Source organism: Corynebacterium meitnerae (assembly GCF_027570075.1).
Lineage (GTDB): Bacteria > Actinomycetota > Actinomycetes > Mycobacteriales > Mycobacteriaceae > Corynebacterium > Corynebacterium meitnerae.
This window is the reverse complement of the sequence record NZ_JAKMUS010000007.1, coordinates 88542-104485: the sequence shown is the minus strand read 5'-3', so window position 1 is coordinate 104485 and position 15944 is coordinate 88542. Positions and strand designations below refer to the sequence as shown.

Annotated in this window: 12 protein-coding genes and 1 pseudogene; 7 read left to right on the top strand and 6 right to left on the bottom strand. The window is 59.7% G+C overall.

The window, feature by feature from the left end; all coding sequences use genetic code 11:
- Positions 1 to 394 precede the first annotated feature (394 nt).
- The 3 genes from ilvC to L8U60_RS06085 form a co-directional block, all read right to left on the bottom strand.
- Positions 395 to 1411 carry a ketol-acid reductoisomerase gene (ilvC, locus tag L8U60_RS06095; protein ID WP_269965482.1) on the bottom strand — a complete coding sequence of 339 codons (1017 nt, stop codon included), beginning with the start codon at positions 1409 to 1411 and terminating at the stop codon, positions 395 to 397.
- Positions 1412 to 1505: 94 nt separating this feature from the next.
- A complete protein-coding gene (ilvN, locus tag L8U60_RS06090; RefSeq protein ID WP_269965481.1) occupies positions 1506 to 2036 on the bottom strand; it encodes an acetolactate synthase small subunit in 531 nt (176 codons plus the stop codon).
- 2 nt (positions 2037 to 2038) lie between these two features.
- Positions 2039 to 3847 (bottom strand): acetolactate synthase large subunit, encoded by a 1809-nt coding sequence (locus tag L8U60_RS06085; protein WP_420840159.1) that lies wholly within the window; start codon positions 3845 to 3847, stop codon positions 2039 to 2041.
- A 318-nt stretch (positions 3848 to 4165) separates the two neighbouring features.
- Here L8U60_RS06085 and L8U60_RS06080 point away from each other — a divergent pair, with 318 nt between their 5' ends.
- The 4 genes and pseudogenes from L8U60_RS06080 to L8U60_RS06065 form a co-directional block, all read left to right on the top strand.
- Positions 4166 to 5689, top strand: a complete 1524-nt coding sequence (locus L8U60_RS06080; RefSeq protein ID WP_269965479.1) for a mechanosensitive ion channel family protein — start codon at positions 4166 to 4168, stop codon at positions 5687 to 5689.
- A gap of 49 nt (positions 5690 to 5738) precedes the next feature.
- Complete coding sequence (locus tag L8U60_RS06075; RefSeq protein ID WP_269965478.1) at positions 5739 to 6248, top strand: PH domain-containing protein; 510 nt, start codon at positions 5739 to 5741, stop codon at positions 6246 to 6248.
- A gap of 4 nt (positions 6249 to 6252) precedes the next feature.
- Positions 6253 to 8106 carry a dihydroxy-acid dehydratase gene (ilvD, locus tag L8U60_RS06070; RefSeq protein WP_269965477.1) on the top strand — a complete coding sequence of 618 codons (1854 nt, stop codon included), beginning with the start codon at positions 6253 to 6255 and terminating at the stop codon, positions 8104 to 8106.
- Positions 8007 to 8945 (top strand): annotated as a pseudogene (locus L8U60_RS06065) (glycosyltransferase 87 family protein); the annotation flags it as partial. The gene ilvD and the pseudogene L8U60_RS06065, both read left to right, overlap by 100 nt.
- A 288-nt stretch (positions 8946 to 9233) precedes the next feature.
- Here the strand turns inward: L8U60_RS06065 and L8U60_RS06060 are convergent.
- Positions 9234 to 10154: a DoxX family protein gene (locus tag L8U60_RS06060; RefSeq protein ID WP_269965476.1), complete on the bottom strand. Its 921-nt coding sequence runs from the start codon at positions 10152 to 10154 to the stop codon at positions 9234 to 9236.
- 169 nt (positions 10155 to 10323) lie between these two features.
- Here L8U60_RS06060 and L8U60_RS06055 point away from each other — a divergent pair, with 169 nt between their 5' ends.
- Positions 10324 to 11727 carry a YkvI family membrane protein gene (locus L8U60_RS06055; protein ID WP_269965475.1) on the top strand — a complete coding sequence of 468 codons (1404 nt, stop codon included), beginning with the start codon at positions 10324 to 10326 and terminating at the stop codon, positions 11725 to 11727.
- A gap of 190 nt (positions 11728 to 11917) precedes the next feature.
- Positions 11918 to 12064, top strand: coding sequence for a hypothetical protein (locus L8U60_RS06050; RefSeq protein ID WP_269965474.1), 147 nt, complete (start codon positions 11918 to 11920; stop codon positions 12062 to 12064).
- 319 nt (positions 12065 to 12383) lie between these two features.
- On the opposite strand, the gene gatB is transcribed toward L8U60_RS06050, so the two are convergent.
- Positions 12384 to 13886: an Asp-tRNA(Asn)/Glu-tRNA(Gln) amidotransferase subunit GatB gene (gene gatB / locus L8U60_RS06045; RefSeq protein WP_269965473.1), complete on the bottom strand. Its 1503-nt coding sequence runs from the start codon at positions 13884 to 13886 to the stop codon at positions 12384 to 12386.
- Positions 13887 to 13935: 49 nt separating this feature from the next.
- A complete protein-coding gene (locus tag L8U60_RS06040) occupies positions 13936 to 14898 on the bottom strand; it encodes a bile acid:sodium symporter family protein (RefSeq protein WP_269965472.1) in 963 nt (320 codons plus the stop codon).
- 88 nt (positions 14899 to 14986) lie between these two features.
- Here L8U60_RS06040 and nadA point away from each other — a divergent pair, with 88 nt between their 5' ends.
- Positions 14987 to 15940 (top strand): quinolinate synthase NadA, encoded by a 954-nt coding sequence (nadA, locus tag L8U60_RS06035; RefSeq protein ID WP_269965471.1) that lies wholly within the window; start codon positions 14987 to 14989, stop codon positions 15938 to 15940.
- Positions 15941 to 15944: the final 4 nt, after the last annotated feature.

Genomic DNA, 15944 nt, shown 5'->3' with positions numbered 1-15944 from the left:
GTGAGGGCCCGACGGTAGCAGCGCGTGCCGATATCGACGGGCTACCGGTCAAGGAAGCGTCGGGAAAAAGCTATGCCTCCACCGCCACACAGGTTGATAAAACTACCGGCCGCGAGCTACCCGTCGCCCATGCTTGTGGCTATGATTTCCACCTCATGTCTCTACTCTCGGCAATAGGCCTATCTTGGCCAGCATGTGCTCGCCACCTTGCCTGGTGGCTACGTGGGAACTCGCCCCGGACCTCCAACCCACGCTTGATCGCGGTGTTGAGGCGATCGTTGTTGCCGCGTCCGCCTGGCTAACCACGTAGTGTTGTTGCCAATGTAATCCTGGGCATGAGAAAACCGCCTGGTCCGGCATGAAAGTCGGGCCAGGCGGTGAATGCTCGAGTTATTTAGCGAGCCGTGTCGGTCAGCGGGTTCTGAACCCAGGACATCATGTCACGCAGCTGAGCACCGGTCTTCTCGATCGGGTGCTCGGAGATCTTGGCGCGCAGACCTTCGAGCTCCTTGTTGCCACCCTCAACGTTGGCGATGAGGCGACGGGTGAACTCGCCGGACTGAATGTCCTTGAGAACATCACGCATGCGCTCCTTGGCACCAGCGTCAACAACGCGCGGGCCGGAGAGGTAGCCACCGAACTCAGCGGTGTCAGACACCGAGTAGTTCATGTTGGCAATGCCGCCTTCGTAGATGAGGTCAACGATGAGCTTGATCTCGTGCAGGCACTCGAAGTACGCCATCTCCGGCTCGTAGCCAGCCTCGGTGAGAACCTCGAAGCCATTCATGATCAGCTCTTCCAGGCCACCGCAGAGAACAGCTTGCTCACCGAAGAGGTCGGTGACGGTCTCAGCCTCGAAGGTAGTCGGGATGACACCAGCGCGGGCACCACCGATTGCAGCAGCGTAGGACAGAGCCAAGTCGTGGCCGTTGCCCTTCGGGTCCTGCTCGATAGCGATCAAGCACGGAACACCCTTGCCGTCAGCGAAGGTGCGGCGAACCAGGTGGCCCGGGCCCTTCGGAGCAACCATGCCGACGATGATGTTCTCAGCCGGCTCGATGAGCTTGAAGTGGATGTTCAGGCCGTGGCCGAAGAACAGTGCGTCGCCGTCGTTGAGGTTCGGCTCAATATCGTTCTTGAAAATCTCAGCCTGGGAAGTATCCGGAGCCAGCAGCATGATGACGTCTGCCCATGCAGCGGCATCAGCGTTGGACTTGACCTCGAAGCCAGCCTCGCGAGCCTTCTCCGCGGACTTGGAGCCGTCGCGCAGACCCACGACGACCTCAACGCCAGACTCACGCAGGTTCTGAGCGTGTGCGTGGCCCTGGGAGCCGTAACCAATCACGGCAACCTTGCGGCCCTGGATGATGGACAGATCAGCGTCGTCGTCGTAAAAGACTTCAATAGCCATGAGCGAACCTTTCAAAATTTTTGAGATGTGTCAGTCGCGTTTCCCACTATACGGGATACGCGTCCAACTATGTGAGACGGGGGTGAAAAACTTTTTAAGACTTGGACGGAGCCAGGGTCTTCGGACCACGGTTGAGTGCCACACGGCCAGATTGAACGAGCTCACGGATACCAAACGGCTCGAGGACATCCAAGAGTGCGCGCAGCTTGCTGGACGTACCGGTTGCCTCAATGACCACTGAATCCGGGGCAACATCCACTACACGGGCACGGAAGATGTTCGCAGCGTCCACAATCTGCGGGCGGTTGCTGTTATTGGCGTTCACCTTCACCAGCATCAGCGAACGAGCGATGGTGGAATCTTCTTCCAAGCGGAGGACCTTGAGCACGTCGACAAGCTTGTGCAGCTGCTTCGTAATTTGCTCGACTGCATGCTCCGAAGCGTCAACGACAACAGTGATGCGGTTGATGCCCGGGGTCTCCGTCTTCGCGGAAGTCAGGGAGACAAGGTTGAAACCACGGCGCGTGAACATCGCGGTCACGCGGGTGATGATGCCCTCGACGTCCTGAACCAGCACGGACAGGACGCTACGGGTCACGTCGTCATAAAGATGATTAGTGGTCATGCTTAGTTCTCCTCGTCATTGTCATCATCAATCGCATCAGCGATCGTTTCGTGGATATCTGCTGGAGATTCGCCAGCGGACACCTCTTCGTCGAAAAGCGGGCGCAGATCGCGCGCGTACTGGATCTCAGAGTTTGAGCTGCCAGCTGCAATCATCGGCCACACCTGTGCGTCCTCACCGACGACGAAGTCGATGACAACCGGGCGGTCATTGATCTCGCGAGCGCGCTTGATAGCCGGAAGGACTTCCTCCTCCGTGGTCACACGGATCGCTTCGGCACCAAGCGCGGCAGCCAGGCCCATGAAGTCCGGGATGTACGTGGTGTCCTGGTGCAGCTTGGTGTGGGAGTAGTGGCCGTCGTAGAAAAGCGTCTGCCACTGGCGCACCATGCCGAGGTTGCCGTTGTTGATCAGGGCCACCTTGAATGGGAAGCCCTCCACAGCGGCGGTGGTGATTTCCTGGTTGGTCATCTGGAAGCAGCCGTCACCGTCAATCGCCCACACTTCCTTATCCGGGCAACCAGCCTTCGCGCCCAGTGCGGCAGGAACGGCGTAGCCCATCGTGCCCAGGCCACCAGAGTTGAGCCAGGTGCGCGGCTGCTCAAAGTCGAGGAACTGTGCCGACCACATCTGGTGCTGGCCAACGCCGGCAACGTAGATGGCGTCGGGGCCCACTTCCTTGGACAGGGTCTCGATGACGAACTGCGGGGAGAGCGTGCCATCAGCATGCTTTTCGTAGCCGCGCGGGAAACGCTCCTTCATATCGCCGAGGTAGTCCATCCACTCATCGATCTTCGGAGCAGATGCCCTCTTGCCCTTCTTGAACACATCGATGAGCTGGCTGATGACCTCACGTGCGTCACCCACGATCGGCACATCAGCAGCGCGGATCTTGCCAATCTCGGCTGGGTCGACGTCAGCGTGGATCACCTTCGCATCCGGTGCGAAGTGCTCCGGGTCGCCCGTCACACGGTCATCAAAACGCGCGCCCAAGGTGATGAGCAGGTCGGCCTTCTGCAACGCTGCAACCGCCGGAACGGTGCCGTGCATACCCGGCATACCCATGTTCAGCGGGTGGTGGGTGGGGAACGTGCCCAGCGCCATCAACGTAGTCACCACAGGCAGACCCGCCAGCTCAGCGAACTCACGCAGTTCCTTTGCTGCATTGGCCTTAACGATGCCACCACCGGCGTAAATGACTGGGCGCTCAGCCTGAGCGATCATCTTCGCGGCCTGGGTGATCTGGCGGCTGTGTGGCTGAGTGGTTGGCTTGTAGCCCGGCAAGTCAATGACCGGCGGCCACTCGAAATCCAGCTCAGCGTTCTGAACGTCCTTCGGGAAGTCGACCAGGACTGGGCCGGGGCGACCAGTGGACGCCAAGTGGAATGCCTCCGCGAGAGCCTTGGGAATGTCCTCCACGCGAGTCACCATGATGTTGTGCTTGGTGATCGGCATGGTGATGCCGCGGATGTCCGCCTCCTGGAAGGCATCCGTACCCAGCAGTGCGGTACCCACCTGACCGGTGATAGCCACGATCGGCACCGAATCCAGGTAAGCATCAGCCAGCGCGGTCACGAGGTTAGTTGCACCCGGGCCGGAGGTGGCCAGGCAGACACCAACCTTGCCGGAAGCAATGGCGTAACCTTCAGCCGCGTGCCCCGCTCCCTGCTCATGGCGCACGAGGACGTGGCGCAGCTTCTTGGCGGCAAACAGGGCGTCATACAGCGGAAGTACCGCTCCTCCCGGAATACCGAAAATAATGTCCGTGCCCAGCTCCTCAAGGCTGCGGACGATCGCCTCCGCACCTGTCATGCGTTCGGGCTGTTTTTTCTGTGACGCTGCCACTATTCCCTCAAACTCCTTATGTGAGGCCTTTTCGGTGTTTTACCAGACTTAATCACACCCAGCCTGGGGATGTGATCTTGGGGTGACCAATAACAAAGCCCCCGCTGTGTTGGCGGGGGCGCTTGCTGTAATCGGCCGTTTGTGCAACCGGATCCGATGCTTAAAGAAGCATCAGTCACGCGAAGCGCCGCGCGGTACCACTACTAGCCCAATAAAAGTCATGCTGAATATCATACACGATTCATCAGCCCATTCTCAGCTTCATCGAGCTACTCTGTTTGTGTTATGCCGTTCTCACTGATTCTTGACCAGGTCTGGCGTTGGCTTGCCGACACCGGTATTAACCTGGCCCTTTTACTTGTCCTTGCCTTTCTGGTTCCCCGCGCAGGCCGCCTGGCCAACCGCTATGTGGAACGTCAGGTATCTGAATCTAAAGACACGAATGAGGGTAAAACTTCCCTCGCGCTCGCCGGCGTAGGCATTTATATTGCCCAGTTGGTTGCATACTTTCTCATTCTTGTTTTCTTCCTACAGCAGCTCGGCTTCTCGCTTGCCGGCGCCGCCATCCCCGCCACTGTCGTGTCGGCTGCGATTGGTTTTGGTTCACAGCAGATCATCGCTGACTTCGTGGCCGGCTTCTTCATCCTCACGGAGAAGCAGTACGGCGTGGGCGACTTGGTCACGTTCCAGGGCAATGGCATTGATGTGACCGGTGACGTCATTCAGATCACCATGCGCGCCACCCAGGTGCGCACGCTTGAGCAATACACAGTGACTATTCCGAACTCTGCTGCCCAGGTGTGCATCAATAATTCCAACCACTGGTCGCGCGCCCTCGTGGAAGTGCCCGTGCCCCTGTTGGGTTCGCACAACACCGAGGAGGTCATCTCCCGGGCGGAAGCAGCTGCACGTCGTGCGATTTCGGAGCCAGATATTGTTCCGCTCATCCAGGGTGATTTGCTGTGCCAGCCAGGTACTGCACTCAATCCGCCGAACACCGTTGGTATGCCGTGGACACTGGATATTCGCTTCATGGTGCGGTGCAGCCCGGGTGACCAGTTCCCCATCGAGCGCGCCATTCGCGTGTACCTCCTCGACGAGTTCTTCGATGAGTACGGTTCAGCCGCAGCCATGCCGGATGCACCGCTTTTCGACGAAAACGACACCCGCACCACCGCCTTCACCCCAGCATTCGTTGGGAAGCGCTATGCCTCGGAGTGGAACCAGTGGGAAACAGAACACGAAAAGCAGCCCGAGACAAAACCGATCATCGCCTCTGCCCTGCTGGAGGAGGATGCCAATAAAGGCAAGCGCATGGGCTTGTCCGCTGGTACCCCCACGAAGGCGGATAACACCGCCCCGGAAGATGATCCGGCGACGCAGAACAAAGAGGATAGGGACAAAGAGTCCAAGAAGAGCCGCTATTCCTTCGGCACCCTTGGTGGCCGCGTCCGCGCGTCCACTGGCATGCTCATCCTCCTCTTCTTCATTCTCCTTGTCTTCCGTGGTTTGACGCTTGATTCGGCGGAGAGCAGTGATAAAAATTCAGGAATTCTTGCCCCACCACGGATCAGCACTCCCTCATCAGTGATTGAGACGCCACAGCCACAACCGACACCAACCCAGGCGCCCGTACCAACGACCGAGGTCACCCCCACTAACACCGCTGAGGCAACGGCCACCACGGCTGAGCCGACAACTGGCCAAACTGATGCCCCTACGGACCAAACCAGCCCGCAACAGCCGGGGCAGAATCCGACTGAGCAAGGGGTCAACGAATCGTCGATAAGCGAGCCCGTACGACCGTAACCCTCACGTGACTGCCTTGAATGACACCCAGTTGGATAGCATGACACCCATGACTTCTGTCGGCCGAACGTTCACTCCAGACCGCACCCACCTCCTCGCGGTGGCTTTGATGACGGGCATTGGGCTCATTGCTATCTCATGGGCCCCGCTTTACCTGGGCTGGGTCCTGATTTTCCCGGTGGTCTTCGTCCTGTGGGTGCTCAAAGCACACACGCGGGTTGATGAGTCGGGCGTTTCCATCACCTACCTCTTCCGTAAAAACGAAGAAATCCCGTGGGAAGAACTCAAAGGCGTGTCCTTCAAGGGCATGAAGGCTCTTGCTACCACCAAGAATGGGAAGCAATTCCCCTTGCCCGGAGTAACGTTCAATTCATTGCCGGCACTGTCTGAAGCATCCCAGGGCCGTATCACCGACGTGATTACGGAGGCCGCGGAAGCAGCAGACGGAATGGTGGAAGTCACCGACACCGAAGGCAACTCCGTGCTCATGACACAGGAAGAGTACGAAGCCCACGTGCAAGAACACGCGGAAACAGAAGCACAAGCAGACAAGGAGTAAGCACGTGCCCAACGCGATCCCTCTCCGTTCCCGGGTCACCACCGTTGGCCGCCAGGCCGCTGGTGCGCGCGCTCTGTGGAAGGCCACCGGAACCAAAGACAACGAATTCGGCCGCCCGATCGTGGCGATTGTGAACTCGTATACACAGTTCGTGCCCGGCCACGTGCACTTGAAGAACGTCGGCGACATTGTTGCTGAGGCCGTACGTGAAGCAGGCGGTATTCCAAAGGAATTCAACACCATCGCTGTCGACGATGGCATTGCGATGGGCCACGGCGGCATGCTGTACTCCCTGCCCAGCCGCGAGATCATCTCCGACTCGGTTGAGTACATGGTCAACGCCCACACCGTGGATGCCATGGTGTGCATTTCTAACTGCGACAAGATCACGCCGGGCATGCTCAACGCGGCGATGCGCCTGAACATCCCCGCTGTCTTCGTGTCCGGTGGACCGATGGAGGCCGGTAAGGCTGTCGTCGTGGATGGCATTGCGCAGTCCGGTACGAAGACAAACCTCGTGGACGCGATTTCCTACTCCGCGAATGATGAGGTCAGCGATGAGGCTCTGGACCGCATCGTCGATTCAGCCTGCCCGACCTGTGGCTCCTGCTCCGGCATGTTCACCGCAAACTCGATGAACTGTCTGACAGAAGCACTGGGCCTCTCCCTGCCGGGCAACGGCACGACGTTGGCTACGCACACTGCCCGCCGCCGCCTGTTCGAACGCGCTGGCGCTGCCATCATGGACATCTGCCGCCGCTACTACGGCGAAGGCGATGAATCCGTGCTGCCGCGCAATGTGGCCACCCGTGATGCGTTCCGTAACGCCATGGCTTTGGATATGGCCATGGGTGGGTCCTCCAACACGATCCTGCACACGCTTGCCGCTGCGCAGGAAGGTGAGATCAACTTTGACCTGAAGGATATTGACGAGCTCTCGCATGAGATCCCGTGCATCTCCAAGGTCGCTCCAAACGGTGACGCTCACATTGAGGACGTGCACCGCGCTGGCGGCATCCCCGCCATCCTGGGTGAGCTCAACCGCGCTGGCTTGCTCAACACCGATGTCCACTCGGTGGTCTACCCCACCCTGCAGGAATGGCTCGATGACTGGGACATTCGCGGCGGCAAGGCAACCGAAGAAGCCATTGACCTCTTCCACGCTGCCCCTGGTGGTGTGCGTTCCATCGAAGCATTCTCCCAGTCCAACCGCTGGGACAGCCTGGACACGGACTCTGTCAACGGTGTCATCCACGACTTTGACCACCCGTTCAGCTCCGATGGTGGCTTGGTGGTTCTGCGTGGCAATCTCGCCGAGGACGGCGCCATTCTGAAGACAGCTGGCGTGGACCAGGAGCTGTGGGAGTTCTCCGGCCCTGCCCGCGTCGTCGACTCGCAGGAGCAGGCCGTGTCCATGATTCTGTCTCGTGAGGTTCAGCCGGGCGATGTCGTGGTCATCCGCTACGAAGGCCCCGCTGGCGGCCCGGGTATGCAGGAAATGCTCCACCCCACGTCCTTCCTCAAGGGCGCAGGCCTGGGCAAGGTGTGCGCCCTCATCACCGATGGCCGCTTCTCCGGCGGTACATCTGGTCTGTCCATCGGCCACATTTCGCCGGAAGCTGCCCAGGGTGGTCTCATCGGCTTGATTGAGAACGGTGACACCATCCGCATTTCGGTGCGCGACCGCATCCTGTCCCTCGAAGTGGACGACGAAGAACTTGATAAGCGCCGCACGGCGATGGAAACAAAGGACAATCCATGGACACCGAATCGCACTCGCCACGTCACGAAGGCGCTCAAGGCCTACGCGCGCATGGCAACGTCGGCGGACAAGGGCGCCGTGCGCAAACTCGACTAATCATCCGGTTCCTGCTCATCGTGCTCGCCGTAACGCTGGGCGCGGTGAACCTGTACAACAGCTACCTCACGGCTTTCGATAGCAGGTTGCTGGATGTCGGTGTCTTCCGCGACGCAGGCAATGCGATCCGGCACGGGCATCCGCTTTACGACGGCTTCCCCTCCCGCAGCGGATACGCCTTCATCTACCCACCGTTTGCGGCTGTCCTGTTCCTCCCCTTGACCGTGGGCGGGGAACTCTTCATGGACATCGTGTGGAACGCCACGATTGTTGCGTGCGTCGTGGGCATCATGGCTATGGCTTGCCATCGCGCCGGTATTAAGGACTGGCCGTACTGGGCCATCACCCTGGCTGGATTTGCCACGTGCTTGGACATGATTCAGGCGAACCTGTATTTCGGCCAGATCAACGTCTTCCTGGTGTTCCTGGTCACCGCTGACGTGCTGGGGTACACCCCTAAGCCGATTCGTGGACTTGGCATTGGTCTGGCTGCGGGCGTGAAGATTACACCGGCTGCCTACGCCATCATCTTCTTGGTACGCAAGGACTGGTGGTCACTCGCCCGCGCCGCGGGATTCTTCTTTGTCACCGTCATCTTTGGGTTCATCGCCCGTGCGAAGGAGTCCGTGGACTTCTGGACAGTCATCTTTTTCGAGACTGACCGCGGCGGCCAGGTGAACTACCCGAACAACCAGGGCCTCGGCGGCATTCTGTCCCGAAGCGTGCTGAGCGTGGACCAGGTGGGCGCTGTCACGCCATTCATCTTTGTCTTCTTCGCCGCCGCCACGATCTACGTGGCTTACCAGCTGGAGAAGCACAACCGAAGCGTGGAAGCCCTCCTCATCGTCGTGTTGGGGATTTCCATCGGCGGACCGTATGCAGTCTCCCACCACTGGGCAGGCGTGATTCTGGCGCTGCCTGTAATCCTCATCGTCCGTGAAGAGGCGCTGCGCGTCATTCTTTCCATCGCCGCCGGCGCATGGGTCGTCCCGGGCTACCTGTTGGCGCCCGAGAGCGACCCCGGCAATGTTGGATGGACAACCTGGGTAGCAAGCAACCTGATCGGCCTGATGGGTCTAGCGGTGTTTATCGGATACCTGATCTACACCGCATCCTCCGAGTGGCGTTTACAGGAACCACCACAAAAGTCCGGCAACAGCGAGACCAACAGCGGCACCGAGCCACGAGCTAGCAAGTGGGCGGCGCGCCCAGCTGCGGCCGTAATCGATACCGATGACGCCAGGGCCAGTAAATTGAACCGCTAGGGCCATACCCAGCAGAACAACTGCCAGCCACGCGGCCGGGTCCCAGTTGAAAGGCGACACCGTTCCGGCCACAGCATCCAATGCTGTGAAGCCGGTGACGGCCACTGCCACCGTGGCTGCGAGCGGGGTAATCAAACCCAGCAGAAGGAACACACCGGCAGCAAGCTGCATCGTCGGAACAGCAATAGAAAGCGCTGCTGCCTGAGCGTGGCCAGCCTGCTGCAGCTGGTCTTGGAGGGCAGCCAGACCCTCATTCGTGCCCAGCTGGAAGAACGTTCCAAGGACGGTGAATGTGAGCACCGCGCCCAACACCACGCGCAGAATCATGACACCAAAGTCCATGGTGCCGCGATCTAGGGACACTGGCTGCGCTGCCGGGGCTGCCGGTTCAACGTTGTCCTCCGCTACCGGCTCTTCAGGGCTGAGCGCAGAAGTCGGTGCTGCAGCACCCGCAGAAACCGTCGCGAGGCTTTCCGTCTTCACACCCTTCGTATCCTTCGTGTCAGCCGCCGGTGCGGGTTCCGGAGTGGAAGGCGTTTGGGGTTCTCCTGCCACGATTTTGATCGGCTCGTCGTCAAGCGTGGCGTCCTTGCTTGGCTCAGTGGACGCTGCTGGCAGCACCTCAGTAGGCGCAGCCTTACCCGTGCGGGTGTAGATATTCGATGTTGGCGCAGCGGGGATGTCATCCAGCGACTCGTCGAGGTCGAGGAAGACGTCAGCGTCGTTAAGCTCGCGTGCTTCTTGGCCAAGTTTCTTGTTCGGGGTGCTGCCAGTATCGGTCATGCACACCAATCTAAGTCAGCAGCCAGCTGTTTTCGGGGACCTTCACCGCGTGTACGGCAACCTGTCGTGGCGTCTTGTTAATTACTGGGTAAAAGGTGCTTGAAACCGTAATAATTCCTCTCTGATAACCTCTATGGCGCACATTTTTTCAATTTCTAAAGGTTTTTCTATGAATAAGTCCTTAAAAGTGGCTCTTGCGCTTGTAGGCCTCACCGTTGGTGCTGGCTTCGCGTCGGGCCAGGAGGTCATTCAATACTTCCTTGCATTCGGCTACCGCGGCATCATCGGTGCCGCCATCGCCGGCATCACCATTGCGATCTTCAGCGCGTGGGTATACCAGCTCGGTTCCTACTACATGGCTGATGATCACAGTGCCGTGTTCAAGAGCGTTTCCCACCCATGGCTTGCCCGCTACATGGACGTGACCACGATGTTCACGTTGTTCTGCATCGGCTTTGTCATGGTGGCTGGCGCAGGTTCGAACTTGAACCAGCAGTTTGGCTTCGACACATGGATCGGTTCCGCGATCATGGTCGTGTTGCTTATCGGCTCCGGTTTCCTGGACATCGACAAGCTGACAAATGTCATCTCCTTCATCACTCCCCTGCTGATCATCTGCCTGCTGGGCGCGTTTGTGATCACGCTGATGAATATGCCGGAGAACGCCGCCAGCTTGAATGAGCTCGCGCAGACCAATACACCTGCGTCTGGCACGTTCAACAATTGGTTCATCACCGCGCTGAACTACGCCACCTTGGTGATGATCATGGACTGCTCCATGATGCTCGTCTTCGCCGGCTCCCACATGAACCCCGCGCAGGCCGGTAAGGGTGGCCTGCTCGGCGGCATCATGTTCGCGGTTCTGCTGATGATCCTGGTGTTCATCCTGTTCTTCAGCATGGAGAACATCATGGATGCGGATCTGCCACTGCTCATGGTCTTCTCCACGATGCACCCGGCGGTGGGCACCTTCGTCTCCATCGTCATCTACCTGATGATCTACAACACCGCGGTTGGCCTCTTCTACGCCCTCGGCCGCCGCCTGAGCCACGACAAGCCGAAGAAGTTCCGCTTGTACTACGCAATCGCTGTCTTCATCGGCTTTGCCCTGTCCTTTATTGGCTTCGCTGATCTGGTGGGCTGGGTTTACCCACTCCTGGGTTACCTCGGCCTGATCCTCGGCATTGTCATGGGTGTCGCGTGGTTCCGCGATCGCAGCAATATCAAGGAGGAGACGGAGCGCCGCGAACGCCTCGCGGAGCTCGCCGAGACGCAGCTCGATCCGGACATGGAAGATCTGACTCGCTCAGAGCGCGCTGAGGTTGAGGACCTCGTCGCCGATTCCCATGTTGCTGACCAGGAACTCTGGCAGTCCGTGCAGGAGGAGGTCGCTGCTGACCTCGACGCCGACCCGGAGAGTGACTTCGATCTGAACGATGTCCCCGCGCTCGACCCTGAGTCCGAGAGCTACGAAGGCGCCCCCGAGTCAAAGGACGACGAGATTCAGTGGAAGGCCTACGAGGAGATGTACGCCACGGGCGAGTTCCCAGCCGTCAAGCCCGAATCGAAGTAGCTTTTCGTTGCAACCGTCCAAAACTCCTTTCCCGGGCTGGAAACTCGTCTTGTTCTCGCTGGCTATGTGGCCTTCTTGCCTGTTTCGTTGCGTGCTTTAGTGCTCACCCCCGTGGATAGTTGTTGAGTTATCCATAGGCCGTTTTGGCTGATAGTTTCGTGTTTCGGTTTTTACGTTTAGTGTGCGTGGCATGAACGCATTCGGATCACTGGTAGCGGGTTTCACCAACCCGATCGAGGCCCTGGCATCCTTTGATGCCCAGGTGATCCTCGATGCTGGTTGCAGCCCTGCCCGTGTTCGCGATTGGACCAAGACCTCGGCAGCCAGGAACGGCTGACCGGGGCAAAAGTGTAGGCCGAGGGTTCCCCTCGCTTTCCGCCCGGAGTCGAGATATCTCACCGCCCTCCGAAACCCCGTTTCCTGAAATGCCAAGTCACGGGGTTTTCGTGATTTTGGGGTGCGGGCGGGATGTCAGACTTCTCGGATGGGCCTTCTGGGCCTCTCTGGGACCCCCTAGATGCGGTTTGACTATGGCGAAGGGCGCCAGGCAAAACATCAGGTCGCGGATCGCTGGAAGGTGCCATAGTCAAACCGACCCTTCAACGCCAAAGCCCCGGTAGCGGGAAAGGCTGACCGGGGCGAGGGACGTCGTGAAGCTAGTCGGCGAGCTTCTTCGCGATGATCTCGTTGATGGACTTCGGGTCCGCCTTGCCCTGCGTCGCCTTCATCACGGCACCAACAATGGCGCCGGTGACCTTGGTGTTGCCGGCCTTATACTTCTCCACGATGTCCGGGTTAGCAGCAAGCGCCTCATCGACGGCTGCTTCAATGGCGCCGTCATCGCGCACGACCTCAAGGCCGCGTTTAGCCACAACCTCGTCGACATTGCCCTCACCGGCGATGACGCCGTCGAGAGCCTGGCGGGCGAGCTTGGTGGTGAGCTTGCCTTCCTTCACTAGTGCGACAACACGTGCCACATCGGCTGGGGTGACACCCAGCGCATCGAGCTCGGTGCCGGCCTCGTTGGCCTTGCCAGCGATGTAGGAAACCCACCATGCACGTGCCTCATCCGGGGTGGTGCCGGCTTCGACGGTGTCCACGATGAGGTCGAGAGCACCAGCGTTGACCAGATCACGGAATTCCTTCTCCGGCAGCTGCCACTCTTCCTGGATGCGCGCGCGGCGGACCCACGGAAGCTCCGGCAGGGTCGCGCGGATCTCTTCCACCCACTCCGGCTTGGCAATCACCGGCGGCAGGTCAGGGTCGTTGAAGTAGCGGTACTCGCTCGCTTCCTCCTTGGGGCGACCCTTGGAGGTGGAACCATCGGTCTCCTGGTAATGGCGGGTTTCCTGCACCACTTCCCCGCCCTCTTCCAGGACGCCAGCCTGACGCTGCATCTCGTAGCGCACAGCCTGCTCGACGGACTTCAGGGAGTTGATGTTCTTGGTCTCCGTACGCGTACCAAACTTCTCCTGCCCCTTCGGACGCAGGGAAACGTTGGCGTCACAGCGCATGGAACCCTGGTCCATGCGCGCATCGGATACGCCGAGAGCCTTGACCAGCTCACGCAACGCACCGACATATGCGCGGGCGACCTCTGGCGCGCGTTCGCCGGCGCCGATGATCGGCTTGGTCACAATCTCAATAAGCGGCACACCCGCACGGTTGCAGTCAACCAAGGACGCCGTCGCACCGGAGATACGGCCCGAAGCAGAACCCAGGTGGGTCAGCTTGCCCGTGTCCTCCTCCATGTGGGCGCGTTCGATTTCGACGCGCCACTCGGTGCCGTCGTCAAGCAGAACATCCAGGTATCCGTCGTATGCGATCGGCTCGTCGTACTGCGAAATCTGGTAGTTCTTCGGCTGGTCCGGGTAGAAGTAATTCTTGCGGGCGAAGCGGGAGGACTCCGCAATCTTGCAGTTGAGAGCCAGGCCGATCTTGATGGCCCACTCCACGCCCTTCGCGTTCACCACCGGCAGCGCGCCAGGCAGACCCAGCGACACCGGGTCAACGTTTGTATTTGGCTCTGCACCGAAGTGTGCGGAGGAGGTGGAGAACATCTTCGTCTCGGTACCGAGCTCGACGTGCACCTCAAGGCCCATAACCGGGTCGTACTTGTCCAGTACTTCGTGGTAATCCATCAGATCGTACGCAGTCATAGTTGACCAGTGTAATGCCCTTCCGCTACCGCCGAGACGATAGCTCCAGTTACTGCTTCTTTCGGTCCTGGGCGCGGAAGATCAGCGCCAAAACTGCACCCGACAGGTTGTGCCAGACGGAGAACACTGCGCCAGGCAGCGCCGCCAGTGGGCTGAGGTATGCGGTGGCAAGCGTTGCCGCCATGCCGGAGTTCTGCATGCCCACTTCGACAGCCATGGTGCGCGCCGTTGATTCTGGCTGGCCCGTCACCTTGCCGGTGAGGTAGCCGAGCGCGTAGCCGATGGCGTTGTGCAGGATGACCGCGATGAGAACAATAAGACCCGCCTGCGCGAGCTTGTCACGGGAGCCCGCAACCACGATGGCCACGATCATGGCGATCGCCGTCACGGATACCCACGGCAACGCCGGCAGAAGCTTTTCGACGAACTTCGGCGCCAAGAAGCGCACCAACAGCCCCAGACCAACCGGCAGGACAACCATCTTGAGGATGGACAGCGCCATCGGGCCGGCACTGACATCCATGTGCTCCCCTGCCAACCACAGGGTCAGCAGCGGGGTGAGCAGTGGTGCCAGCAGGGTGGACACAGAGGTCATGGTGACGGACAGGGCCACGTCGCCACGCGCAAGGTACGACACAACGTTGGAGGACGTTCCGCCGGGTGCACAACCAACGAGGATGACACCGGCTGCAATCTCCGGCGGGAGACGCAGCGCCCACGTCAAGGCGACGGCTGCCAACGGCATGATCACAAATTGAGCAACCACACCGATCAACACCGGCAGTGGCTTCTTCGCCACAAAGACGAAGTCATTGCCCGTCAGCGTCAGGCCCATGCCGAACATGACGATGCCCAGCAGCCAGGTCGTCCATCCCGAGATGGGGGCGACGACGCTCGGGGCCGCAAAACCGATGATGCCACCGATGATCACCAGGATTGGGAATCCAACCGTGGCGATGAAAGCTGAGCGATCTTGTGTGCTCTGATTCTGTTCAGTTCCCGTCAATTCCATACCGTGGACTGTAACTCCCACTGTGTGAAACATGTTCATTGGGGGTGGATTTGCCCTCATAAAGACTAAAGCGGGCTACATTGAACACATGTGGACCGATGAAGTGCAAAAACTGAAGAAAGAACGAAACGCCGTCATTCTGGCGCATAACTACCAGATCCCAGAGATCCAAGATGTTGCTGATTTCACCGGCGATTCTTTGGCCCTCTCCCGCATCGCTGCTGAGACGGATGCAGATGTCATTGTTTTCTGTGGCGTGCACTTCATGGCAGAAAGTGCGAAGATCCTGAGCCCAGACAAGACCGTACTGATCCCGGATGCGGACGCTGGGTGCTCGCTGGCGGATTCCATCACTGCCGAGCAGCTCCAGGCTTGGAAGGACGAACACCCCGGTGCCGTGGTGGTCAGCTACGTCAACACCACCGCTGAGGTGAAGGCGCTCACCGATGTCTGCTGCACCTCCTCCAACGCGGTAGAGGTCGTGGAATCCATTGATCCGGACAAGGAGATCCTCTTCTGCCCTGATCAGTTCCTCGGCGCCCATGCCAAGCGCATGACGGGGCGCGAGAACATGCACATCTGGGCTGGCGAGTGCCATGTCCACGCCGGCATCAACGGCAAGCAACTCGCCGAACAGGCAGCTGCCCACCCCCATGCGCCGCTGTACATCCACCCAGAGTGCGGCTGCGCCAACTCCGCGATCTATTTGGCGGGAGAAGGCGTCATCGATCCATCCCGCGTGCACATGCTCTCCACCGGCGGAATGCTCGACCAGGCAGCGCATGACACGCAGGGCACGGTGCTCGTGGCCACCGAGGTGGGCATGCTCCACCAGCTGCAACTGAAGTCCCCGAACACGGACTTCCAGCCGGTGAACCCGCAGGCATCGTGCACGTACATGAAGATGATCACGCCGGAGAAGCTCGTGGCCAGCCTGCGCGACATGAAGGACGAGGTCACTGTGCCGGAGGATGTCGCGGCGAAGGCGCGGCAGTCGCTGGAGCACATGATCGCCATCGGCAACCCAGGCAGCGGGGAGTAAGCCA